Source organism: Phenylobacterium sp. (assembly GCF_025934275.1).
GTDB lineage: Bacteria > Pseudomonadota > Alphaproteobacteria > Caulobacterales > Caulobacteraceae > Phenylobacterium.
In genome coordinates, this window is record NZ_JAICYI010000005.1 from 60,058 (window position 1) to 81,319 (window position 21,262).

Here is a 21,262-nt window from a genome sequence, read left to right on the forward strand (position 1 = left end):
TCCACAGTCGAGGTAGGTACCCAAATTGGGGAATCCTCTCGGCGCGGGCCGGCGAGCGGCGACGATCTGGCGTCGATTCCAGAGCTCCAAGCCGACCTCAGACAGCCTTCGGCGAACGCGTGCTTAACCCTTCTTTACACCGTAACCTTTACGCCGCGTCGCGTGATCAGTCGGGGGGCTGTGATGCGGATCCGGGCGCCCAAGAGCGGGGCGAGGCGGCTCGCGCGGGCGGGTGCGATCCTCCTGGCGCTCGCAGCCGGCGCGCTGTGGGCGGCGCCCACAGCGGCCCTGCCGAGTTTCTCGCAGCAGACCGGCGAGCCCTGCGCGCGCTGCCACGTGGGCGCGTTCGGACCGCAGCTCAAGCAGTACGGGCGCGACTTCAAGCTGTTCGGCTATGCGGCGGGGGACGGCAAGAACACGCTGCCGCCGATCGCGCTGACCGCCATCGCCTCCTACACCCAGACCCGCGCCGACCGGCCGCCGATCTCCGGCTACGAGGCCAACGGCAACAGCGCCTTCCAGAACGCGATGATCGCCTACGCGGGACGGCTCGTCGGCGGGGCGGGGGCGTTCGCCGAGGTGTTCTACGACGGCGTCCGGCGCCATTTCTCGCTCGCCAAGGTGGACGTGCGGCGGACCTTCACCGGGACGCTTGCGGGCCACGACGTAGTCTATGGGGCCGGGCTCAACAACCGGCCGGGCGTCGAGGACATCTGGAACACGCCGGCGGCCTTCGCCTTCTCGCCGGCGACCTCGCCGTTCGCCGCGACCCCGGCCGCCGCTGCGGTGGTGGATTCCAAGCTGGCCAGCCGGGTCGCGGGGGTGAGCGCCTACGCGCTGTGGGACGACACGCTCTACACCGAGTTCGCGGGCTACCGGCCGCTCGACAGCGGCTTCCTGAACCGCGTGGGCGTCACCACGCCCGCCAACGCCGACCGCTACACCGGCGTCCTGCCCTACGGGCGCGTGGCCGTGCAGCACGAGTTCGCCGACGCGCACTACCTCGAGGTGGGCGCCTATGGGCTGGAGGCGCGCCGCTTTCCGGCGGGCCCGCCGACGGCCGGCGAGGACCGCTTCGACGATATGGCGCTGGATGCGACCTATCAGTACTTCGGGAGCAAGCGGTGGTTCCTCGCGGGCCACGCGGCCTGGGTGCATGAGGACGCGCGGCTGGGCGCGAGCCGCGTCCTGAGCGGCGCGCAGCCGAAGGACCACCTCGACACCTACCGGGCAGACGCGATCGCGACCTTCGACGACACCTGGACCCCGGCGGTCGGCGCGTTCCGCACGACCGGCTCGAGCGACCCCAGGTTCTTCCGCACGCCGGGCGGCAAGCCGAACGCCACCGGCTACATCGTCGAGCTGGGCTATGCGCCGTGGGGCAAGAAGCGCTCGCCCGTCAACTGGGCCAACGTCAAGCTGACCGCGCGCTGGGTGGGCTACACCCGTTTCAACGGCCGCGCGGCCGGCGCCTCGGCGAACGACACCGTTTTCGTGGGCGCGAGCGCGGCCGTCGCGCCGTTCGGAGCCTGGGTGCGGCGATGACCGCGCGCCGACGTCTGGGGCAGGGCGCCCTGGCGCTCTGCGCCATGCTCACCGGCTCGCTCGCCGGCTACGCGTGGGGCGCCGTGCAGACGGTCGATCAGAAGGACCTGAGGTTCAGCGTCAAGCTGGTCAAGATCGCCAAGGGGGACTCGGTGGAGTTCACCAACAGCGACGACACCTCGCACAACATCACCATCTCCGGCCGGGACTTTTCGGTGAACAGCGGCCTGCAGGCGCGGGGCCAACCGTTCCGCGCGCCGCTGGTCAAGCCCGGCGTCTACAAGGTGAGCTGCGCGATCCATCCCAACATGCGCATGACGATCGTGGTCGAGTGAACGAGACCCGGACATCCGAGGCCGTTTCCGGCCGGCCCCTGCCGCGCTACCCCGCCGCGCTCAGGGTCCTGCACTGGGCGCTGGCGCTGGCGGTCTGTGTCCAGCTGGCGCTGATTCTCGTCCTGCACCAGCTGCGCTCGGTGGAGTTCGCCGCCGTCGTCCTGGCGCTGCACCGCAGCTGCGGCACGGCCGTCTGGCTGCTCGCGCTCATCCGCGTCGGGCTCGGCGTCGCGATCCATCCTCCCGCGGCCGACCGGCGGCTGCCCGGCTGGCAGAGGCTCGCCGCCCAGGCGACGCATGCAGGTCTCATCGCGCTCGTGCTGGCGCAGCCCGTGATCGGGGTGCTGCAGGCCTGGTCGCGCGGCGACGTCGTCCGCGCGCTCTGGCTCTTCGACCTGCCGCAGCTCCTGACCTTCACCGACCCGCAGGCGACGGCGCTGAAGCTCGCTCACCGCTGGACAGCCGACGTCCTGATCGGGTTGATCGGGCTGCACGTCGCCGCGGTGGTCTTCAACCAGCTGGTCCGCAACATTCCGGTGATGCCGCGGATGATGGCTGCGGCGCGGACCGACCGGCTGACCCATCGCATCCCGCTGGCGCTGCAGCTCGCCGCCGGCTGCGCGGGGCTGCTCGCGCTCAGCGCGGCCTCGGGGCTGTTCGCCGCGAGCCAGTACCGCGCCTTCGGCGACGCCCGCGACCGCTTCGACCAGACGGAGGTGGCGACGCTCGACGACATGCGCACGGCGCTGGCCGGAGTGGCGGGCCTGGACCTGCCGCAGGACGCCGGCGAGCGGCCCGCCTTCGCGGCGCGCGCCGGCAAGGTGGCGGCCGACCTCGAGGACCTTTCCGGCCGCGCCACGGACCTCGAAGCGCGCCGCGATCTGCTGAAGGCCGAAGCCGGGCTCCGCGCCGCGGCGGCGGGCGCGCCGCCGCCGTCCGGCCTGGCGCGGGTCCAAGCGCTCGCGCAGGCGGCGGTCGACGCCCAGACCAACGCCGTCCTGCAGGGCCGGCTGGCGATGGCGGCGACCGCAGCCCGCGGGCACGACCTGATCGTGCTGGTGCTGGCGCCGGCGGTCCTGGCCGGCGCGGTGCTGAGCTTCCTGCTCTCGCGCAGCGTGCTCTCGGCGCTGAGCCGAGCCCGGCAGGCGATCCAGGCCATCGAGACCGGCGCCCGGCGCGAAAGCGTCGAGGTCGCCGGGTCGGGCGAGTTCGCCGAGCTGATGCGCGACGTGATGCGGCTGCGCGAGCGCGTCGAGGCCCGCGAGCGGGAGATCGCCGCCCGCCAGCTCGAGGCGCAGTCGCAGGTCGAGCACGAGCGGCTGGCGAAGGAGTCGGCGGAGGCCGCCAACCGCGCCAAGAGCGAGTTCCTGGCGATGATGAGTCACGAGATCCGCACACCGCTCAACGGCGTGCTCGGCATGGCGCAGGCGATGGCGGCCGACGAGCTTTCGGACGCGCAGCGCGCGAAGCTGGAGGTGATCGGCCAATCGGGCGAGGCGCTGCTCGCGATCCTCAACGACGTGCTCGATCTCTCGAAGATCGAGGCCGGCAAGCTGGAGCTGGAGGCGGTCGAGTTCGACCTGGAGGAGCTGGTCCGCAAGGCGCATGCGAGCTTCCTGGCGGTTGCCGACAAGAAGGGGCTGGAGCTCGGTCTGGCGCTCGGGCCCGGCATCGGCGGCATCTACCGCGGCGATCCCATGCGCGTGCGCCAGGTGCTCTCGAACCTGTTATCCAACGCGCTGAAGTTCACCGTGCAGGGCGAGGTCCGGATCACCGCGGAGCGGACCGGCGCGCAGGTCAGGCTGAGCGTCAGCGACACCGGCATCGGCGTTCCCGCCGACCGCATCGAGCACCTGTTCGACAAGTTCGTGCAGGCCGATTCCTCGACGACGCGCACGTTCGGCGGCACCGGTCTGGGCCTGGCGATCTGTCGCGAGCTCTGCGAGGCGATGGGCGGCCGGATCACGGTGGCGAGCAAGCCCGGCCAGGGCAGCCGCTTCACCGCCGAGGTCCCGCTCGAGCGGATCGGCGATGCGCCCGCCGCCGTTGCGCAGGAGGCCGCGCCCGAGCCGCTCGGCGGCGCTGCGCTGCGCATCCTCGCCGCCGAGGACAATGCGGTGAACCAGCTCGTGCTGAATACCCTGCTCGGCCAGGCGGGGATCGAGCCGAGGATCGTGGACAACGGCGCCGAGGCGCTCGCCGCCTGGGAGGCGGAGGCGTGGGACGTGATCCTGATGGACGTCCAGATGCCGGTGATGGACGGGCCGACGGCGACCGGAGAAATCCGCCGGCGCGAGCGGGAGACGGGACGGGCGCGGACGCCGATCATCGCGCTGACCGCCAACGCCATGACCCACCAGCTGGAGAGCTATCGGGCGGCCGGCATGGAATCCGCCGTCGCCAAGCCGATCCGGGTGGAGGAGCTGTTCGCCGCGATCGCCCAGGCGACCGATCCAGGCGCGCGCGCGCCTGCCGTGGTCGAAGCCGCGGTCTGAGCCGCCCCGGTCGGTGTCCGAAAACCGCCAGCGCGTCGCGGCGGTCCGGGCTATATCGACGGCATGATCCATTACGGCATCTTCGAGACCGCGATCGGCTGGGCCGGGCTCGCCTGGGGCGAGGCCGGGCTTGTGGCCGTGCACCTGCCGGAGCGCGAGCCGCAGACCGCGCGCCGCGGTCTCGCCCACCGCTTCCCGGACGCCGCCGAGACGGGGGCCCCGCCCGAGGTAAGCGCCGTGATGGCGGCCATCGCCCGCCAGCTGGCCGGCGAGCCGACCGACCTGACCGGCGTCGCCCTCGACCTCTCCCGCACGCCGGAGTTCCACGCCCGCGTCTACGCGCTCGCCCGCGCCATTCCGCCCGGCGAAACCCTGACCTACGGCGAGATCGCCGAGCGGCTCGGCGACAAGCTCCTGGCGCGCGACGTCGGCCAGGCGCTGGGCAAGAATCCGTGGCCGATCGTCGTGCCCTGCCACCGGGTGACCGCCGCGGGCGGCAAGCCGGGCGGGTTTTCGGCGCGCGGAGGCGTGACGACGAAGCTGAAGCTGCTGGCGATCGAAGGCGCGAAGGCGGCCGCTCAAGGCCAGCTGTTCGCCTAGGTCCATGCGATCCTGGGGGTCCTACTGGGAGATCTCGGATCCATCATCGCTGATCTCGGACTCGCAGTGGCGTTCCTCGGCAGCGCCATTCCAAGCCTTGCGGTGCAGTTCCGGCGTTTGCACGACATCGATCGAAGCGCGTGGTGGGTGCTGCTCAACCTCATCCCCCTGCTAGGCGCTCTGGTTCTGTTTGTCTTTCACCTATTGCCCGGCACGCCGGGACCGAACCGGTTCGTCCGCCGCCGGGCGAGACCGGGGCTTCCGAGGTGTTCGCCTGATCGGCCCCAGGGATTGCGGCGCTGCCCAGGTGACTCCGCGCGAGAGCCTCGGTAACACCGACCCATGTCGATCGGGGTGTTCGATTCCGGGGTGGGGGGGCTTTCGGTCCACCACAAGCTCGTGGAGCGCTTTCCGAAGGCCGATTTCGTCTACCTCGCCGACCAGGCCAACACCCCCTATGGCGGCCGGCCGGGCGAGGAGATCGTCGAGTTGACCAAGGCCGGCTGCGAGCGGCTGTTCGCGGAGGGCTGCTCGCTGGTGGTGCTGGCCTGCAATACGGCCGCCTCAGTCGCGCTCCGCCGCCTGCAGCAGACCTGGCTGCCGGGCTACCGCCGCCGGCTGGGCCGGCCGGTGAACGTGCTGGGCATCGTCGTGCCGACCATCGAGGCGGCGACCGGTCTGCCCTGGGCGCACGAGGCCGAGCGGCTGGACGACAAGGTGGAGAAGGTCGACGTCGTCGGCGTATTCTCGACGCCCGCCACCGCCGCCAGCCGGGTCTACGAGATCGAGGTCGACAAGCGGCGGCAGGACGTGGCGGTGTTCTCCGAGCCCTGCCCGGACCTCGCGCGGATGATCGAGACCAACGCCCCGCGCGAGGCGCTGGCCGCAGCTGTGGCCGGCCACGTGGCGGCGCTCAAGAAGCGGATCGGTCGCAATCCTGACCGGGCCATCCTGGGCTGCACCCACTACGAGATCGTAGCCGACCTGTTCGGCCAGGCGCTGCCGCCGGGCACGCCGGTGATCCACCAGCCGGAAGCCACCGCCGAGGCGCTGGCGCGCTACCTGGCGCAGCATCCGGAATACGATCCGGGCGATGGCGGCAGCCGCCGCTTCCTGACCACCGGAACGCCCGGGCCGCAGAACGGCCTGGTCGAGACCTTCTGGGGCGCGCCCTTGCTGTTCGAGGCGGCGCAGCCGGTCGCGGCCGTCCAGAAAATCTGATTGGCCGCCGCCCGCTCCGGGGGCGTAAGGGCCTGACGCCGAACGCTGTTCGGCCCGCCACAGATCAAGGAATCGCCCATGCTCGTCCGCCTCACCCTCGCCGCCGCGGCGCTCGCGCTCGCCGGCGCCGCGTCCGCCCAGATGCCGCAAGGCCAGCGCCTGACCGGCACGGTCAAGGCGGCCGACGCCAGCCATGTGGTGATCACCGCCGCCTCCGGCGACGTGGACCTCGCCATCACCCCGCAGACCCGCATCCTGGTGCAGCAGAAGGCCTCGGCCGCCGACATCAAGCCGGGCGCCTACCTCGGCACCGCCAACGTCACCGACGCGACCGGCAACGGCCAGGCCGCCGAGGTGCACATGATGGACAACGGTCCGAACGTCCATTCGGTGATGGACGCCGATAAGCACCTGGTGATGACCAACGGCCACGTGAAGTCGGTTTCGGCCACCCCGAAGGGCGAGGACCTCGAGGTCGACTACGGCGCGTCCGCCCCGCAGCACGTGGTGGTGCCGGCCGGCACGCCGGTGACCCGGCTGGCGCCGGGCGACATCGCCGCGGTGAAGACCGGCGAGACGGTGCAGGCGCTCGCCGTGCCCGGCGCGGGCGGCAAGCTGTCGGCCGCGTTCATCGCCGTGGCCGCGCCGAAGTAGGCGTCTCGAATGAGGGGGATCTGGGCGGCGGCCGCGCTTGCGGTCCTCTGGACAGGGGCTGCGCGGGCCGAGGTCACCGACAGGTCGGCGGCGGGCTTCGAGGTGGTGGAGAGCGCAACCATCGCCGCGCCCGCCGGCAAGGTCTGGTCGGCGCTGATGCGGCCTTCAGCGTGGTGGGACAGCCGCCACACCTTCACCGGCGCGGCCAAGAACCTCTACATCGACCCGGCGGGCTGCTTCTGCGAGCAACTGCCGCATGGCGCGGTGCGCCACATGACGATCAGCTATGCCGACGGGCGCTCGCTGCTCAGGCTCTCCGGCGCGCTTGGACCGCTGCAGGCGACCGGCGCGGCCGGCAGCCTCACCTTCGCCCTGAAGCCGGACGGATCGGCGACGAACCTCACCCTGACCTACGACGTCGGCGGCTATGCCAAGGGCGGTCTCGCCGAGACCTACGCCGCGCCGGTGGACATGGTCATGGGCCAGCAGCTCGCGCGGCTGAAGAAATACCTGGAGACCGGCAAGCCCGAGTAGTCCATCCGGCACGGCCGGGTCTATGGCGTATGGCGAACGGATAGACCTGCTCTATATATGAGTCATGCTGCCGACCCTTCGCCAACTCCAGTACCTCAAGCTGCTCGTCGAGCACGGCAGCTTCGGCCGCGCCGCCGAGGCCGCCCACGTCACCCAGCCGACGCTCTCGGCCGGCATCCAGGAGCTGGAGCGGTGCCTGGGCGCGCCGGTCGCGGAGCGGGCGCGGAGCGGGGTGATCCTGACGCCGGTCGGCGAGGAGGCGCTCCGGCGCGCGCGGATCATCCTCAACGAGGCCGAGGAACTGGTGGAGAGCGCCAAGAACGCGAGCCAGCCGCTGACCGGCCGCTTCCGGCTGGGCGTCATCCCGACCATCGCCCCGTTCCTGCTTCCGCGCGCGCTTCCCCTGCTCCGCGACCGGTTCCCGAAGCTGCGTCTCTTCCTGCGCGAGGACCTGACCCACCGGCTGGTCGCGGCGCTCAGGGCGGGCCAGCTCGACGCGGCGCTGATCGCGCTGCCCTACGACCTGGCCGGGCTGCACTACGCGCACGTGGCCGACGACGAGTTGCTGGCCGCCATGCCGGCCAACCATCCGCTCGCCGGACAGCGGCAGACCGAGCCCGAGGCGCTGGAGCGCGAGGGGCTGATCCTGCTGGAGGACGGCCACTGCCTGCGCGAGCATGCGCTGGCCGCCTGCGGGCTGAAGCCGCCGAAGGCCGCGGCCGGCGAGGAGGTGTTCGCCGCCACCTCGCTGCCGACGCTGGTGCAGATGGTGGGCTCGGGCCTTGGCGTCACCTTCCTGCCGGCGATGGCGGTTGAGGCGGGGCTCACCGACGGGGCCCCCGTGGCCGTGCGCCCGATCAGGGCCGACCATCCGAGCCGCGAAATCGTGGTCGTCTGGCGCGCTGGCTCCAGCCGCGGCGCCGAGGGCCGGCTGCTGGCCGAGACGCTGCGCAGCTGAAATCAGACATATCGAGAGGGCTTGCAGTCCGACACGGTTCAGATATATCGACGATATCGATATGTTTCGATAGGAGCGAAAACATGTGGCGGGATCGGTACGCCGGACATTATGAAGAGCGCATGCGCCATGGATGGGAACGTTACGCGGCCCGGGGGCGGATGCGCGGCAGACGGCTTGGCCGGCTCCTGGAGCACGGCGACCTGCGGTTCGTGGCGCTGGCGCTGATCGCCGAGCAGCCGCGGCACGGCTACGAGCTGATCAAGGAGCTGGAGGAGCGCACGGGCGGCGCCTATCGGCCGAGCGCGGGCGTCATCTATCCGACCCTGGCGATGCTCGAGGACGAGGGGCTGGTGCGCCAGGCGGGCGGCGAGGTCGGCCGCAAGCTCTACGAGCCCACCGAGGAGGGAAAGAAGGCGCTGGAGGCGGCCCGCGGCCACGTGGACGCGATCTTCGCCCGCATGGCCGAGGTGGCGGAGAGCTCGGAGTCGAGCCGCCCGCGGATCGCGCGCGCCATGACCAACCTCGGGATGGCCCTGCAGCAGCGGCTCTCCCGGCGACCGATCACCGCCGAGGAGATCGACCGCATCGTCAACATCCTCGACGACACCGCCTCGGCGATCGAGAAGAGCTGAAGGTCCTTCGGTCCTCCCCCGGGCGGGGAGGCGGCCCAGAGGACCGGAGGGGGTTTCAGCCGCGGCTTTTTGAGCGGAAACCCCCTCAGTCGATCCGCGACAGCTCCCCCTGACGGAGGAGCAGCTCACGGCTCAGTCCATCAGCTTCTCGGCGAGGTAGGTGTAGTGCCTCGCCCAGCGGCGAGCGTTGAGCTCGGGGTCGGCGTCGTTGGCGTGGCCGCCGAAGGTCTGCTCGTAATAGAGGTAGGGGTAGCCCATCGCCTGCAGCCTGGCGGCGAACTTCCTCGCATGACCAGGGTGCACCCGGTCGTCGCGGGTGTTGGTGGTGATGTAGGGCTCCGGGTAATGCATCCCGGGCTTCAGGTACTGGTAGGCCGAGTACCTGGCGATGAACGCCCGGTCGGCCGGCTTGTCCGGATCGCCATACTCGCCCATCCACGACCCGCCCGCCGAGAGGTGGTTGTAGCGAAGCATGTCGATCAGCGGGCTCTCGATGACGACGGCGTTCCAGAGCTCGGGATGCTGGGTCATGGAGACGCTCATCAAGACCCCGCCGTTCGAACGGCCGTAGATGCCCAGGCGCCGCGGCGAGGTGATCCCCCGCTTGAACAGGTCGCGCGCCACCGCGGCGAAGTCGTCGAACGAGCGCTGCCGGTGCTCGCGCAGCGCCGCCTCGTGCCAGGCGGGGCCGAACTCGCCGCCGCCGCGGATGTTGGCGATCACGTAGGCGCCGCCGCGCTCCAGCCAGATCTTGCCCATCTCGGGCAGGTAGATGGGGGGCTTGGCGACCTCGAAGCCGCCGTAGCCGTACATGATCGTGGGCGTCGAGCCGTTCAGCGGCGCAGCCTTCGGGCGGATCACGAAGTAGGGAATCTTCGTGCCGTCGGCGGAGGTCGCCCAGTACTGCTCGACCAGGTCCTTGGATGCGTCGAACCTCGGCGGCAGCTGCTTGAGCTTGACCGTCTCTTCGGAGGCGGTGTCGACGAACCAGAGCGAGGTGGGATCGAGGAACCCCTCGGCTTCGACGAAGGCCCGGTGGGTCTGATCGGCGGCGTCGACCAGGTTGATGTTGGCGTCCTTCGGCAGGTCTAGCCGGCGGACGCTCCAGCGGCCGTCGGCGAAGCCGTAGACGTCGACAACGCCCTTCACGTCCTCCAGCAGGTCGACGATCAGCCGGTCCTTGGAGGCGCGGACGTCCTGGACGGCCTGGCGCGGGCGGGGCTGAAAGATCAGCTGGGGCCGGGCCGCGGCAGGATCGCGCTCCAGCTCGGCCAGGTCGTAGGCGATGAGCGCGCCGGCCTTGAAGCCGCGCCACGGCTCCTTGAGCGCGAAGACCAGGCGGCCCGCGACATGGTCCTGGTACTCCGCCTTGAGCGGCAGCGGAATGCGCACCGGCCCATTGTCGGCGAGCAGGCTGAATTCGCTCTGGAAGAAGGTGACGCCACGGCGCACCACGATTCCGTCGGTGCGGCCGTCAGGCCCATAGAGGGCGATCGGCTGGGCGGAGACATCGGTCGGCTTGCCGCGGAACACCTCGCGCGGCGACTGGCCGCGCTTCACGATCTTCAGCACATAGGCGTAGCCTGACTGGGTCACCTCGCCAGGCGTCCACTCGCGCCCGACGATCAGCGTGTCGGAATCGAGCCATGCCAGGCTCTGCTTGCCGGTCGCGAAGCGGAAGCCGTTCGGAACGAAGGCCTTTGTCCGGGTGTCGAATTCGCGGACCTCGACCGCGTCGGAGCCGCCGTTGGAGAGCCGCACGAGGCACAGCCGTTCCTCCGGCTTGAGGCAGGTCGCACCCTTCCAGATCCAGTTCTTGCCCTCGGCCTTCGAGAGCTGATCGAGGTCGAGCAGCGTCTCCCACTGCGGCGCGACCATGCGGTAGCTGGCGAGCGTCGCGTGCCGCCAGAGGCCGTGCACGTGCTGGCCGTCCTGCCAGAAGTTGTCGATCCCGCCGGCGCGGAAGCGGGGGTCGGGGATGCGATCCTGGGCCGTGAAGATGGCCAGCGCCTCGCCGTGGAAGACGGCGTATCGCGGATCGCTCTCCAGCCGCTTGGCGGTGCGCGCGTTCTGCTGCTCGACCCAGGCCATCGACCGGGGCGCATCGATGTTCTCCAGCCACAGGAAGGGATCGGGCGAATTGGTCTGCGCGTGGGCGGCGGCCGGGGCAAGGATCAGCGCGGCGAGCGCAACAACCAGCAACTTCATGCCCGGCGTTCTAGGAGAGGAGTGCGGTCCTGTCTTCCCCTTCTCCCGCAAGGGAAGAAGGAGCGGGGTCTCGGCGTGCCTTACTTGCTCTTCTCGCCTATATGTCCGCGGCCATGAGCCGTCCGTTTCTCAAGATGAACGGGCTCGGCAACGACTTCGTCGTCGTCGAGACCCGCTCGCAGCCGTTCTCGCCGACCGCGGCGGAGGTGCGCGCGATCGCCGACCGCGCCGCGGGCGTCGGCTGCGACCAGCTGATCGCCATCGAGCCGGCCGCAGGCGCCGACGCCCGCGTGCGCTTCTGGAACTCGGACGGCGAAGAGGTCGCCGCCTGCGGCAACGGCGCGCGCTGCGTCGGCTGGCTGATCATGCAGGCCGCCGGCAAGGACGAGGCGGTCCTCGAGACCAAGGCCGGGCGGCTTCGGGCCGCGCGGGCCGGCGAGCGGCTGGTCAGCGTCGACATGGGCGAGCCCCGGCTCGCCTGGGATCAGATCCCGCTGTCCGAGCCGCGCGACACGCGGGCGCTGGACGTCGTGCTCTACGAGCACCCGCAACTCGGCGCGCCGCCGGCCTGCGTCTCCATGGGCAATCCGCACGTGGTGTTCTTCGTCACCGATCTCGCCGAGACGCCGGTGACCGAGGCCGGGCCGGCGATCGAGCGGCATCCGCTGTTCCCCGAGCACGTCAACGTCGGCTTCGCCCAGATCGTGGACCGCCGCCGCATCCGGCTGCGGGTCTGGGAGCGGGGCGCAGGACTGACCAAGGCCTGCGGCACTGGCGCCTGCGCGGCGGTCGTGGCGGCGGCGCGGCGGGACCTGGCCGATCGGACGGCGACGGTGGAGGTGGACGGCGGCGAACTGCTGATCGAGTGGCGCGCCGACAACCACGTGATCATGACCGGGCCCGCGGCCGTCGATTTCGCGGGCCAGCTGCCATGAGCGACCCGGCTGAACACGGCCCGGATCCCGGACGCGACGCCGGCGCGCCGTTCCGGGATGACGACGCGAACGAGAGCGTTCGCATCGTCACCTTCGGCTGCCGGCTGAACGCCTACGAGAGCGAGCTCATCCGGGCGCGGGCCGCCGAGGATGGGCTCGAGGGCGCGGTGGTGTTCAACACCTGCGCGGTGACCGGCGAGGCGGTTCGGCAGGCGCGGCAGGCGATCCGGCGCGCGCGCCGCGAGCGGCCGGGCGCGAAGCTGATCGTCACCGGCTGCGCGGCGCAGATCGATCCGCAGGCGTTCGCGGCCATGCCGGAGGTCGACCTGGTGCTGGGCAACGCCGAGAAGTCGGCGCCGGGCGCCTACGCCCCTCGGCACGAGGGCCGACGCGTGCGGGTTAACGACATCATGCGCGTGCGCGAGGCCGCGGGCCGCCTGATCACCAAGGAGATTGGCCGCCTGCAGGGCCGCGCGCGCGACTACGTCGAAGTGCAGAACGGCTGCGACCACCGCTGCACGTTCTGCGTCATCCCCTACGGGCGCGGGAACTCGCGCTCGGCGGCGGCCGGCGAGGTGGTGGCGCACGTCGAGCGGCTGGCGGCGCAGGGCTGCCGCGAGGTGGTCTTGACCGGCGTCGACATAACCAGTTGGGGCGCCGACCTGCCCGGCCAGCCCACGCTCGGCCAGCTGGTCGCGCGGATTCTGAAGCTGGTCCCGGACCTGCCGCGGCTCAGGCTCTCGTCGATCGATGCGGCGGAGATCGACGCCGACCTGCTGCGCTGCCTGGCTGAGGAGCCGCGGCTCATGCCCCACCTGCACCTCTCGCTGCAGGCGGGCGACGACATGATCCTGAAGCGCATGAAGCGCCGGCACAGCCGCGCCGATGCGCTGAAGCTGGCCGCAGAGGTGCGGGCCGCGCGGCCCGACGTGGCGTTCGGCGCCGACCTGATAGCGGGCTTCCCGACCGAGACCGCGGCGATGTTCGAGAACACGCTGTCGCTGGTCGAGGCGGCGGGCCTCTCGTTCCTGCACGTCTTTCCGTTCAGCCCCAGGCCGGGGACGCCTGCGGCGCGCATGCCGCAGCTGCCGCGGGCGGTGGTCAAGGCGCGGGCGGCGAGGCTGCGGGGCGCCGGCGAGGCGGCGCTGGCGCGGCATCTGGCGCGGCAGGTCGGGCGCACGGTCTTGGGCCTGGTCGAGCGTCCGGGCCTGGCGCGCGCCGAGGACTTCTCGGAAGTGGCGTTCGAGGGCCCGGGTCGCCCGGGGGAAATCCTGGCCCTGCAGGTGACCGGCCACGACGGCCGGCGCGCGCTCGGCAAGCTGTGGGCGCCGGGGGCGGCGGAGTAAGGGCGCCTCTTCGGGTTGCGGGAGAGGGGCTAGGCCGTTGGCGGCGCCCTGCCCGGAAAGCCGGGCAGCGACCACTCGAACACGATCGCGCCGGCGCGGGTGGCGAAGGCGATCAGGAAGCCGGCGAGACTGGCCGGCCAGATGGCGAGGCCTGTGAGCCGCAGGGCGACGAAGGCGGCTGCGCCCGCCAGGGCCGCGGTGACATAGAGTTCGCGCCGCAGCAGCACCGAGGGCTCCTCGGCCAGCACGTCGCGGATGATCCCGCCGAAGGTCGAGGTCAGCACCCCCATGACCACGGCCGAGAGCGGGGGCGCGCCCAGCGACAGCGCCTTCAGCGCGCCCACAACCGCGTAGGCGGCCATGCCGAGCGCATCGAGCCAGGTGAGGATCCGCTCGCCACGGCGGCCCCAGCCGAACAGCCAGATCGCCAGCGCCGCGCCGGCGGCGACGACGAGGTAGGCCGGGCGTCCTACCCAGAACACGGGCGCCCCGATCAGAAGGTCGCGCAGCGTGCCTCCACCCACCCCGGTGACCGCGGCGAAGAAGCCGAAGGTGACGATGTCGTGCTTGCGGCGCGCGGCCGCCAGCGCCCCGGTCGCGCCGAACACGGCGACGGCGGCATAGTCGAGGAGGCTCAGGGTCGGCGCGAGCGCGTCCATGGCGTGCACCCTGAGGTCAGGCGTGACGCACCGCAACTCCCTCGCTAGAAGGCCGCCCATGAGCGAACCGAAGACGGGCTGGTTCCAACGCCTGACGGCGGGCCTGTCCCGCACCTCGAAGCAGATGGGCGACCAGATCGCCCAGGTCTTCGCGGTGAAGGAGCCGCTGAGCCAGGCCAAGCTCGACGAGCTGGAGGAGATGCTCATCGAAGCCGACCTCGGCCCGCACTCCGCCGCCCGGATCACCGAGCGGTTCGCGGCCGAGACGTTCGGCAAGGACGTCGACGAGGCGGAGATCAAGGCGGCGCTCGCCGAGGCGATCGGTGACGAGCTCGCCTCGCGGGTCGGCCGCTTCGAGCCGCTGTCGGGACCCAGGCCGTACATCGTGCTGTTCATCGGGGTGAACGGCTCGGGCAAGACCACCACGCTGGGCAAGATCGCGGCCGACCTCACTGCGCGCGGCGCCAAGGTGCTGGTGGTGGCCGGCGATACGTTCCGCGCCGCGGCGGTGGAGCAGCTGAAGGTCTGGGCCGACCGGGCGGGCGCCGATTTCGTCAGCCGGCCGACCGGCTCCGACGCGGCGGGGCTGGCCTACGACGCCGTCGAGACCGCCAAGGCCAAGGGCTACGACGTCGTGCTGATCGACACCGCCGGCCGGCTGCAGAACAAGCAGGGGCTGATGGACGAGCTCCTGAAGATCATCCGGGTGATCAAACGACTGGATCCCGAGGCGCCGCACGAGACGCTGCTGGTGCTCGACGCGACGGTCGGGCGCAACGCGCTCGCCCAGGAGAACATCTTCGGCAATCAGATCGGCGTCTCCGGCATCGTGATGACCAAGCTCGACGGCACCGCGCGCGGCGGGGTCCTGGTGCCGGTGGCGCAGGCGTCGGATTCGCCGATCAAGCTGATCGGCGTGGGCGAGCAGATCGAGGACCTGCAGGCGTTCGATGCGCGCGCCTTCGCCCGCTCGCTGGTGGGCCTCGCGGATCCCGCCCGATGAGCCCGAAGCTCGGCCGCTGGGTGCGCCTGTTCGTCGACTACGCCGGGCTCGTCGCCTTCCTCGTCACCATCGCGATCACCGGCAGCGCGATCGCGGCGAGCTGGGCGGTGGTGGCGGGCTCGCTGGCGGCGCTTGCCGCGGGGCTGGTGCTGGAGAAGCGGCTCGCCCCGATGCCGCTGGTCACCGCGCTGTTCGGGGTGATCTTCGGCGGCGCGACCCTCGTCTTCCACGACGAGCGGATCATCAAGATGAAGCTCACCATCCTCGACGGCGGCATCGCGCTCTTCCTGCTGACCGGCGCGCTGCGCGGCAAGAACCCCTTGAAGGCGCTGATGGGCGAGGCCTTCCACCTGCCCGATCCCGTCGTGCGCACGCTCACCCTGCGCTACGCCCTGCTGTTCGCCGCCCTGGCGATCGGCAACGAGGTCGTCTGGCGCACCCAGTCGACGCGCGTCTGGGCGCTCTACAAATTCCCGGGCACGGTGGTGCTGATCTTCCTGTTCGCGCTCAGCCAGACGCCGCTGATCCTCAAGCACGCCGAAGAGGAGCCGGGGACGGGACCGAAACCCTAGTGGACGGGGACGCGCGGCCCGGCGATCTGCGAGGGGCGAAGGTGCGGCGAGGCCAGGCGCTCGTAGGGCTTCTCGGGCAGGCTCTTCATGATGACGTCGAGCATCATCCCAGCGTCGGCGCGGATCGGCGGAGGCTCGCCGAACAGCTCGCGCCACAGCGCCGCCGCCTCGTCGTAGATCCGGTCTTCCCGTCCACTCATAAAGCTCCAAACTCGCGTCGTGCGCGAGCCGTTCCAGACTAAAGATAGTTAATTTCAGGGATTTAGCGTCAGCGCATCAGACCCGGATGTCCAGCAGCGAGCCGGGCCGCGGAATCCTGCCAGGCGATTGCGCCGTAGCCGCGGACGCGGGCTGCATCGTGGCCGCAGCCGGTTGCGCCGTCGACGCGGCGGGCGCGGCGGCCTTGCCCATCGCCATGTCGAAGAAGGCGCGCTGGGCCGCAAGCCGCGCGGGATCGCCGCGCCCCGTCGCCGGAGTCGGGGTGACGGAGGGAAGGATCGGCGGGCGCACGGGCGAGGTCACGGCGGGCTCTTGAGAATTATGGTTAACGCGAGAGCGAGATTGGCGGCGGCCGGCTCAACGGGCGGTTAACGCGCGTCGGGCCAGAGCCTCCGCGTCGGAGGCTTCCAGCGGGCCGGTGTGCTTGTCGAGCACCATCCCGTCGGCGCCCACCAGATAGGTCTCCGGAACGCCGGTGACGCCGAACTCCACGCCGGCCCGGCCGCTGCCGTCCTCGAGCCGCTGCAGGTAAGGGTCGCCGAGCCGGGTGAGGAACACGCGGGTGGCGTCCTCGGAGCCGCGCGGCGGGACGTCCTCGTAGGCCACACCCACGATGCGCACGCCTTCGGCCTTCAGCTTCATCAGCACGGGCGCCTCGACCTCGCAGGGGGCGCACCAGGAGGCGAAGAAGTTGACCAGCACCGGCCCGCCCTTGGTGAGGTCGCGCAGGCGAACCGGTTGGCCGTCATCGAGGCTGGGGAGCGTCAGGTCGGGCATCGGCTTGCCGACCAGGGCGTGCGGCTGGACCTGCGGATTGCGATGCAGGCTCTTCAGCCCGAACAGCAGGCCCAGGCCGACCAGGACCACCAGCGGCAGGATGGCGAGCCAGCGGCTCATCGCTCGCGCTCGCGCTCCGCGCGCGAGCGCCAGCGCCGCGCATGCAGGAGGCTGGAGAGGATCAGGCCCGCGAACACCACCGCCGTGACCCCGTAGGCCGGCCAGATGTAGGCCGCGTACCTGCCGCCGGAGAGGTCAGCCATCGTTCACGCCCGCGCGGACCGGAGCGCCGCGGCCTCCGCGCGGCGGCGCCACAGCTCGCCGCGGATCCGCACCAGCCACAACGCGCCGAACGCCGCCATGTAGGCGAGCGCCATCAGCAGCAGCGGCCACAAGTAGACGGTCGCCAGCGTCGGTCCGCCCAGCCGGAACACCGAGGCGCCCTGATGCAGGGTGTTCCACCAGTCGACGCTGAAGTGGACGATCGGCAGGTTGACCAGACCCACGAGCGCCAGGATGGCCGCTGCGCGCCCGGCCTTGGTCTCGTCGTCGATGGAGGCCCGCAGCGCGATGTAGGCGACGTAGAACAGGAACAGGACCAGCACCGATGTCAGGCGCGCGTCCCACACCCACCACGCGCCCCACATCGGCCGGCCCCACAGCGAGCCGGTGACCAGCGCCAGGAAAGTGAAGCCGGCGCCGAGCGGGGCGGCGGCCTGCGCCGCGGCGTCGGCCAGAACGTGGCGGAACACCAGCGCCAACAGGCTCGCGACGCCGAGGCAGAAGTAGACGAAGAGGCTCATCCAGGCGGCCGGCACGTGGATGAACATGATCCGAACGGTTGCGCCCTGCTGGTAGTCGTCGGGCGCGGTCCAGCCGAGATAGAGGCCCGCGAGGGCGAGCACGGCGGCGATGACCCCGAACGTCGGGGCGGCCCACCGCGAGAAAGCCATGAACCGCTCCGGATTGGCGAGGAAGGCGGGCGCGGCGACCATCGGCGCGGATTAGCCCCCGTTGCGGCCGGCCGCAAGCACGCCTACAGGTGGGGCGGCGCGGCCGGCGGCGGAGGGGCCATCGGCGCAGGCGGGACCGGCGGGATGGCCGGCATCGGCGGCATGCGCGGCATCGCCCGCACGAAGCGGATCTGGCGCATCATGCCCATCGGGCCATCGCCCAGGCGCAGTTCGTCAAAAGCCGCCTTCTGGCGCGGATCGAGCTGGTCGTAGAACTGGCGCGTCGCCTGGATGTAGGCCCGCGCGGCCGCATCGTGCTCGGCGAGCCGCCGCTCCATCTGGGCGAGGCGTTCGGGCGTGGTCGCGGCGTCGCGTTCGCCGGAGCGGAAGATCATGGTCCGCTCGGGGTGCATCGCCTTCACATAGGCGGCGAGCGCGGCTTCCTGGTTGGGCCGCAGCTGCAGGGCGTTGCGCAGGTGTTCGGCCGTATCGCCATGGCGCGGCACGTCGAGCGCCATCCGGCGCGCGTCCATGGCTATCTGGCGGGGGTCGATGACGGTGGTCTGGCCATCGCGGGTGATGGTCGTCCGGCCTGAAGCGTCCCGCACGATCCGCACCTCGTGGCTCTGGCCGTCCGTGGTGCTGCGCACGACCGACTCGGAGGGCCCCTTGGCCGAGGGCGCCGGCTGCGCGAAGGCGACCGCGCCGGCCGCCGCATAGAGGGCGAACGCCGCGCCCGCGAAAAGGTAGGTGTAGCGCCGGATCATCGCCGTGCTCCTGATGAATGGCGGAGCTCGGAGGCTCGGGCGCGATTATGGCGAAAAGGCGCCCGCGGGCAGGCGCCCCGCCTTAAACCTTCGTAATGTCAGCGCTCTGGCGCGGGGCCGCGGCCGTCGGGCCCTGGCCCGTGCATCATGCCGCGACCGCCGTGCATGCCGCCCATCCCGTCCATCCCGCGCCGGCCGGCCATGTGGCCCATCATCGGCAGGGCGTCGAAAGCCTTCTGCTGGGCCGGGGTGAGCTGGGCGTAGAAGCGGCGGATCGCCTCGGACTGCCGGCGGAAGCGGGTCTCGCGCTCGGCCATCCGCGCCTGCATGCGGTCGAGCCGCTGGGGCGTGGTCAGGCCCCGCATCGCCTCGCGGCCTCGCCCTTGCTCGGCCGTCGACGGCTGCATGGCGGCGACAAATGCGTTGAGCGCCGGCTCCTGGTCCCTGCGGAGCTGCAGGGTGTCGCGCAGGTGCTGGGCGTGGCGCTCAGCCATTTGGGCGGGGTCGGGGCGCTGCATGTGCATGCCCGCGCGCGATCCGGGCGCCCCCGCGGGCGCGGGGGCCGGCTGAGCGAGGCTCGCGCCGGCCGCCATCGAGAGGGCCGCATCGGGATGTCCTCCTTCTCACCCGGAAAGTCGGTGCTCATTGGCGCGCTTCCGTCATTGATCTGCGACAAGCCGGCATGCGTTCAGGACAGGGCGTTGCGACAGGCGGCGGCCATCGCCAGCGGCCCGAGCGCCACGGCGGCGGCGGCATAGGCCGCCAGGAGCGCGAAGCCCGCCTGCCACGGCAGGCCGGACGCGAACGCCGACAGCGCGCCACCGCCGAAGATCACCGGCGGCGTGAACAGCGGCAGGACGATCACGGCGGTGAGCAGCCCGCCGCGCCGGGCGCCCAGGCTGAGCGCCGCGCCGATCCCGCCCACGAAGGCGAAGGCGAGCCCTCCGGCCACAGCGCAGGCGAAGACCAGCGGCGCGAGGTTCGGTGAGGCGCCAAGGCCGATGGCGGCGACGGGGGCCGCCAGCGCCAGCGGCGCGCCGGTCGCGATCCACTGTCCGAGACACTTCACGGCGCAGGCAAGCTCCAGGGGCGCCGGCGACAGGACAATGAGGTCCAGAGCGCCGTCCTCGAAGTCGCGTTCGAACAGGCGCTCGAGGGAGAGCAGCGAGGCGAGCGCCAGCGCCACCCAGGCAAGCCCGGTCGCCACCGCCGCGAGCCGCTGGCTTTCCGGCCCGACCGCGAGCGGCACGAGCGTCGCGACGCCGGCGTAGAAGCCCAGCGTCACCAGCGGGCCGCCGCCGCGCCCCCAGGCGAGCGCGGTCTCGCGGCCGAGCAGCGACGAGAGCCGGCTCATGTCGCGAGCTCCAGGGTCCTGGCCGGGACCGGCAACGGGTCATGCACGGCGGCCAGGATCAGGCCGCCGGCGGCCAGGCGCGCCGCCATGAGCTCGCCGAAACGGCTCCGCCAGCGGGCGTCGAGGGGCGCGAGCGGCTCGTCCAGCAGCCACAGCGGGCGCGGCGCAGCGACGAGACGGGCGAGCGCGAGGCGCCGCCGCTGGCCGGCGGAGAGCCGGCGGACCTCGAGCTCCAGCAGGGGCTCGAGCTCCAGCGTCGCGGCCGCGGCGCGGGCCTCCTCGGCCGAGCCGCCCGACCAGAGGCTCCAGAAGCGCAGCTCCTCCCAGGCGGTGCGGGCCGGCTTCAGCCCGTCCTGGTGCCCGACCAGGTGCAAGCCTGCGCCGCGCGCGCTCTCCGGATCGGCGCCCGCAAAGGCGATCTCCCCGGCCTCGAACCGCACAAGGCCGGCCACAGCGCGCAGCAGGCTGGTCTTGCCGGCGCCGTTCGGCCCGGTGAGCGCGCAGGCCTCGCCGGCGGCGAGCTCGAGCGACAGGTGCTCGAACAGCACGCGCCCGCCGCGGCGGACGCTGAGGTCGCGGAGGGACAGGCCGGAGATCATTTCCTTCTCTCCTTGCGGAAGAAGGTGTCGGCGAAGCCGACGGATGAGGGGTGGACCATTCCCCGACGTGCGTCGACCTGAAGTGAGGAGAGGTTCGCTCGACCCCTCATCGGACCCCCTTCGGGGGCCACCGTCTCCCGCAAGGGGCGAAGGTCCCGGTAGCCATGAGCCGGAGGGTATCGAAGCCAACCTTCCGGCGCATGGACGCGCCCGGGACTGCGGTCTATGAAGCGCCCGGCCGCCGTCGCCCCCCGGGACGTACGCCGCGCGGGGACGGAACCTGTGTGTCCGCCTCTAAAAGCGCGCGATCCCTTGGGTCGTGGCTCGGCCGGGAACAGAAGAAGGATCCCCCAGATGGCGTCAGTCGACAGCCTGAAAACCCGCCGCGAGCTCGTGGTGGGCGACAAGACCTATGCTTACTACAGCCTTCGCGCCGCCGAGGAAGCCGGACTTTCGGGCGTCTCGCGCCTGCCGGTCTCTATGAAGGTGCTGCTGGAGAACCTGCTGCGCAACGAGGACGGCAAGTCGGTGGGCCTCGACGACCTCAAGGCCGTCGCCGCCTGGCTCGACAACAAGGGCGCGGTCGAGCACGAGATCAGCTTTCGCCCGGCCCGGGTGCTGATGCAGGACTTCACCGGCGTGCCGGCGGTGGTCGATCTCGCCGCGATGCGCGACGCCATGGTCAGCCTCGGCGCCGATCCGGAGAAGATCAACCCGCTGAACGCCGTGGACCTGGTGATCGACCACTCGGTGATGGTCGACTACTTCGGCACGGCCAAGGCGTTCGGCGAGAACGTGGAACGCGAGTACGAGCGCAACATGGAGCGCTACCGCTTCCTCCGCTGGGGCTCCTCGGCCTTCAACAGCTTCCGTGTGGTGCCGCCCGGCACCGG

26 protein-coding genes are annotated in these 21,262 nt (G+C 71.5%); 15 read left to right on the forward strand and 11 right to left on the reverse strand.

Annotation, left to right across the window (positions count from 1 at the left end):
- Positions 1–183 precede the first annotated feature (183 nt).
- The 10 genes from Q0W60_RS02605 to Q0W60_RS02650 all read left to right on the forward strand — a co-directional run bounded on the left by Q0W60_RS02605 (position 184) and on the right by Q0W60_RS02650 (position 8,977).
- Entirely contained in the window at positions 184–1,545 is a 1,362-nt protein-coding gene (locus Q0W60_RS02605) for a hypothetical protein (protein ID WP_297692265.1), read from the forward strand.
- Positions 1,542–1,880: a plastocyanin/azurin family copper-binding protein gene (locus Q0W60_RS02610; protein WP_297692267.1), complete on the forward strand. Its 339-nt coding sequence runs from the start codon at positions 1,542–1,544 to the stop codon at positions 1,878–1,880. Before Q0W60_RS02605 ends, Q0W60_RS02610 begins: the two co-directional genes overlap by 4 nt.
- Positions 1,877–4,375, forward strand: coding sequence for an ATP-binding protein (locus tag Q0W60_RS02615; RefSeq protein WP_297692269.1), 2,499 nt, complete (start codon positions 1,877–1,879; stop codon positions 4,373–4,375). The genes Q0W60_RS02610 and Q0W60_RS02615 overlap by 4 nt, the downstream gene beginning before the upstream one ends.
- Positions 4,376–4,438: 63 nt before the next feature.
- Positions 4,439–4,975: a methylated-DNA--[protein]-cysteine S-methyltransferase gene (locus Q0W60_RS02620; protein WP_297692271.1), complete on the forward strand. Its 537-nt coding sequence runs from the start codon at positions 4,439–4,441 to the stop codon at positions 4,973–4,975.
- 45 nt (positions 4,976–5,020) lie between these two features.
- On the forward strand, positions 5,021–5,308 hold the full coding sequence (locus Q0W60_RS02625; protein WP_366074962.1) for a DUF805 domain-containing protein: 288 nt from the start codon (positions 5,021–5,023) through the stop codon (positions 5,306–5,308).
- A gap of 9 nt (positions 5,309–5,317) precedes the next feature.
- Entirely contained in the window at positions 5,318–6,196 is an 879-nt protein-coding gene (locus Q0W60_RS02630; protein WP_297692273.1) for an aspartate/glutamate racemase family protein, read from the forward strand.
- Positions 6,197–6,274: 78 nt separating this feature from the next.
- Complete coding sequence (locus Q0W60_RS02635; protein ID WP_297692275.1) at positions 6,275–6,850, forward strand: hypothetical protein; 576 nt, start codon at positions 6,275–6,277, stop codon at positions 6,848–6,850.
- A 9-nt stretch (positions 6,851–6,859) separates the two neighbouring features.
- The gene (locus Q0W60_RS02640) at positions 6,860–7,384 is read left to right on the forward strand and encodes an SRPBCC family protein (protein WP_297692277.1); all 525 of its coding nucleotides are present in this window, start codon (positions 6,860–6,862) and stop codon (positions 7,382–7,384) included.
- 64 nt (positions 7,385–7,448) lie between these two features.
- Complete coding sequence (locus tag Q0W60_RS02645) at positions 7,449–8,342, forward strand: hydrogen peroxide-inducible genes activator (protein WP_297692278.1); 894 nt, start codon at positions 7,449–7,451, stop codon at positions 8,340–8,342.
- 161 nt (positions 8,343–8,503) lie between these two features.
- Entirely contained in the window at positions 8,504–8,977 is a 474-nt protein-coding gene (locus tag Q0W60_RS02650) for a PadR family transcriptional regulator (protein ID WP_297692280.1), read from the forward strand.
- A 132-nt stretch (positions 8,978–9,109) separates the two neighbouring features.
- Here the strand turns inward: Q0W60_RS02650 and Q0W60_RS02655 are convergent, their stop codons facing one another.
- Complete coding sequence (locus Q0W60_RS02655) at positions 9,110–11,185, reverse strand: prolyl oligopeptidase family serine peptidase (protein WP_297692282.1); 2,076 nt, start codon at positions 11,183–11,185, stop codon at positions 9,110–9,112.
- A 113-nt stretch (positions 11,186–11,298) separates the two neighbouring features.
- On the opposite strand from Q0W60_RS02655, the gene dapF reads away from it, so the two are divergent.
- On the forward strand, positions 11,299–12,120 hold the full coding sequence (dapF, locus tag Q0W60_RS02660) for a diaminopimelate epimerase (protein WP_297692284.1): 822 nt from the start codon (positions 11,299–11,301) through the stop codon (positions 12,118–12,120).
- Positions 12,117–13,466, forward strand: coding sequence for a tRNA (N(6)-L-threonylcarbamoyladenosine(37)-C(2))-methylthiotransferase MtaB (mtaB, locus tag Q0W60_RS02665; protein WP_297692285.1), 1,350 nt, complete (start codon positions 12,117–12,119; stop codon positions 13,464–13,466). Before dapF ends, mtaB begins: the two co-directional genes overlap by 4 nt.
- A gap of 29 nt (positions 13,467–13,495) precedes the next feature.
- On the opposite strand, the gene Q0W60_RS02670 is transcribed toward mtaB, so the two are convergent.
- The gene (locus Q0W60_RS02670; RefSeq protein WP_297692287.1) at positions 13,496–14,125 is read right to left on the reverse strand and encodes a trimeric intracellular cation channel family protein; all 630 of its coding nucleotides are present in this window, start codon (positions 14,123–14,125) and stop codon (positions 13,496–13,498) included.
- Between Q0W60_RS02670 and ftsY the strand changes: the two genes are divergently transcribed.
- Entirely contained in the window at positions 14,124–15,128 is a 1,005-nt protein-coding gene (gene ftsY / locus Q0W60_RS02675) for a signal recognition particle-docking protein FtsY (RefSeq protein ID WP_297692289.1), read from the forward strand. The genes Q0W60_RS02670 and ftsY overlap by 2 nt on opposite strands.
- Entirely contained in the window at positions 15,125–15,700 is a 576-nt protein-coding gene (locus Q0W60_RS02680) for a septation protein IspZ (protein WP_297692291.1), read from the forward strand. The genes ftsY and Q0W60_RS02680 overlap by 4 nt, the downstream gene beginning before the upstream one ends.
- Here Q0W60_RS02680 and Q0W60_RS02685 read toward each other — a convergent pair.
- The 9 genes from Q0W60_RS02685 to ccmA form a co-directional block, all read right to left on the reverse strand.
- On the reverse strand, positions 15,697–15,900 hold the full coding sequence (locus Q0W60_RS02685; RefSeq protein ID WP_297692293.1) for a hypothetical protein: 204 nt from the start codon (positions 15,898–15,900) through the stop codon (positions 15,697–15,699). The two genes, Q0W60_RS02680 and Q0W60_RS02685, sit on opposite strands and share 4 nt — an antisense overlap.
- Before the next feature lie 76 nt (positions 15,901–15,976).
- Positions 15,977–16,222 (reverse strand): hypothetical protein, encoded by a 246-nt coding sequence (locus tag Q0W60_RS02690; RefSeq protein WP_297692295.1) that lies wholly within the window; start codon positions 16,220–16,222, stop codon positions 15,977–15,979.
- A gap of 54 nt (positions 16,223–16,276) precedes the next feature.
- Positions 16,277–16,816 carry a DsbE family thiol:disulfide interchange protein gene (locus Q0W60_RS02695; protein WP_297692297.1) on the reverse strand — a complete coding sequence of 180 codons (540 nt, stop codon included), beginning with the start codon at positions 16,814–16,816 and terminating at the stop codon, positions 16,277–16,279.
- The gene (ccmD, locus tag Q0W60_RS02700; protein ID WP_297692299.1) at positions 16,813–16,959 is read right to left on the reverse strand and encodes a heme exporter protein CcmD; all 147 of its coding nucleotides are present in this window, start codon (positions 16,957–16,959) and stop codon (positions 16,813–16,815) included. The genes Q0W60_RS02695 and ccmD overlap by 4 nt, the downstream gene beginning before the upstream one ends.
- Positions 16,960–16,962: 3 nt before the next feature.
- Positions 16,963–17,691, reverse strand: a complete 729-nt coding sequence (ccmC, locus tag Q0W60_RS02705; RefSeq protein WP_297692301.1) for a heme ABC transporter permease CcmC — start codon at positions 17,689–17,691, stop codon at positions 16,963–16,965.
- 41 nt (positions 17,692–17,732) lie between these two features.
- Positions 17,733–18,416, reverse strand: a complete 684-nt coding sequence (locus Q0W60_RS02710; protein ID WP_297692302.1) for a Spy/CpxP family protein refolding chaperone — start codon at positions 18,414–18,416, stop codon at positions 17,733–17,735.
- A gap of 98 nt (positions 18,417–18,514) precedes the next feature.
- Complete coding sequence (locus Q0W60_RS02715; protein WP_297692304.1) at positions 18,515–18,910, reverse strand: Spy/CpxP family protein refolding chaperone; 396 nt, start codon at positions 18,908–18,910, stop codon at positions 18,515–18,517.
- A gap of 194 nt (positions 18,911–19,104) precedes the next feature.
- The gene (gene ccmB, locus Q0W60_RS02720; protein ID WP_297692305.1) at positions 19,105–19,770 is read right to left on the reverse strand and encodes a heme exporter protein CcmB; all 666 of its coding nucleotides are present in this window, start codon (positions 19,768–19,770) and stop codon (positions 19,105–19,107) included.
- A complete protein-coding gene (ccmA, locus tag Q0W60_RS02725) occupies positions 19,767–20,369 on the reverse strand; it encodes a heme ABC exporter ATP-binding protein CcmA (RefSeq protein ID WP_297692307.1) in 603 nt (200 codons plus the stop codon). Before ccmA ends, ccmB begins: the two co-directional genes overlap by 4 nt.
- A 354-nt stretch (positions 20,370–20,723) precedes the next feature.
- Between ccmA and Q0W60_RS02730 the strand changes: the two genes are divergently transcribed.
- Positions 20,724–21,262, forward strand: a 539-nt coding sequence (locus Q0W60_RS02730; RefSeq protein ID WP_297692309.1) for an aconitase family protein, incomplete at its 3' end; no start/stop codon positions are given.

Excerpts from the sequence above, each read along its gene's own strand:
- Q0W60_RS02605 (WP_297692265.1), top strand. The coding sequence starts at position 184 with ATGCGGATCCGGGCGCCCAAGAGCGGGGCGAGGCGGCTCGCGCGGGCG.
- Q0W60_RS02610 (WP_297692267.1), top strand. The coding sequence starts at position 1,542 with ATGACCGCGCGCCGACGTCTGGGGCAGGGCGCCCTGGCGCTCTGCGCC.
- Q0W60_RS02620 (WP_297692271.1), top strand. The coding sequence starts at position 4,439 with ATGATCCATTACGGCATCTTCGAGACCGCGATCGGCTGGGCCGGGCTC.
- Q0W60_RS02630 (WP_297692273.1), top strand. The coding sequence starts at position 5,318 with ATGTCGATCGGGGTGTTCGATTCCGGGGTGGGGGGGCTTTCGGTCCAC.
- Q0W60_RS02635 (WP_297692275.1), top strand. The coding sequence starts at position 6,275 with ATGCTCGTCCGCCTCACCCTCGCCGCCGCGGCGCTCGCGCTCGCCGGC.
- Q0W60_RS02640 (WP_297692277.1), top strand. The coding sequence starts at position 6,860 with ATGAGGGGGATCTGGGCGGCGGCCGCGCTTGCGGTCCTCTGGACAGGG.
- Q0W60_RS02645 (WP_297692278.1), top strand. The coding sequence starts at position 7,449 with ATGCTGCCGACCCTTCGCCAACTCCAGTACCTCAAGCTGCTCGTCGAG.
- Q0W60_RS02650 (WP_297692280.1), top strand. The coding sequence starts at position 8,504 with ATGCGCGGCAGACGGCTTGGCCGGCTCCTGGAGCACGGCGACCTGCGG.
- Q0W60_RS02655 (WP_297692282.1), bottom strand. The coding sequence starts at position 11,185 with ATGAAGTTGCTGGTTGTTGCGCTCGCCGCGCTGATCCTTGCCCCGGCC.
- dapF (WP_297692284.1), top strand. The coding sequence starts at position 11,299 with ATGAGCCGTCCGTTTCTCAAGATGAACGGGCTCGGCAACGACTTCGTC.
- mtaB (WP_297692285.1), top strand. The coding sequence starts at position 12,117 with ATGAGCGACCCGGCTGAACACGGCCCGGATCCCGGACGCGACGCCGGC.
- ftsY (WP_297692289.1), top strand. The coding sequence starts at position 14,124 with ATGGCGTGCACCCTGAGGTCAGGCGTGACGCACCGCAACTCCCTCGCT.
- Q0W60_RS02670 (WP_297692287.1), bottom strand. The coding sequence starts at position 14,125 with ATGGACGCGCTCGCGCCGACCCTGAGCCTCCTCGACTATGCCGCCGTC.
- Q0W60_RS02680 (WP_297692291.1), top strand. The coding sequence starts at position 15,125 with ATGAGCCCGAAGCTCGGCCGCTGGGTGCGCCTGTTCGTCGACTACGCC.
- Q0W60_RS02685 (WP_297692293.1), bottom strand. The coding sequence starts at position 15,900 with ATGAGTGGACGGGAAGACCGGATCTACGACGAGGCGGCGGCGCTGTGG.
- Q0W60_RS02695 (WP_297692297.1), bottom strand. The coding sequence starts at position 16,816 with ATGAGCCGCTGGCTCGCCATCCTGCCGCTGGTGGTCCTGGTCGGCCTG.
- ccmD (WP_297692299.1), bottom strand. The coding sequence starts at position 16,959 with ATGGCTGACCTCTCCGGCGGCAGGTACGCGGCCTACATCTGGCCGGCC.
- ccmC (WP_297692301.1), bottom strand. The coding sequence starts at position 17,691 with ATGGTCGCCGCGCCCGCCTTCCTCGCCAATCCGGAGCGGTTCATGGCT.
- Q0W60_RS02710 (WP_297692302.1), bottom strand. The coding sequence starts at position 18,416 with ATGATCCGGCGCTACACCTACCTTTTCGCGGGCGCGGCGTTCGCCCTC.
- Q0W60_RS02715 (WP_297692304.1), bottom strand. The coding sequence starts at position 18,910 with ATGGCTGAGCGCCACGCCCAGCACCTGCGCGACACCCTGCAGCTCCGC.
- ccmB (WP_297692305.1), bottom strand. The coding sequence starts at position 19,770 with ATGAGCCGGCTCTCGTCGCTGCTCGGCCGCGAGACCGCGCTCGCCTGG.
- ccmA (WP_297692307.1), bottom strand. The coding sequence starts at position 20,369 with ATGATCTCCGGCCTGTCCCTCCGCGACCTCAGCGTCCGCCGCGGCGGG.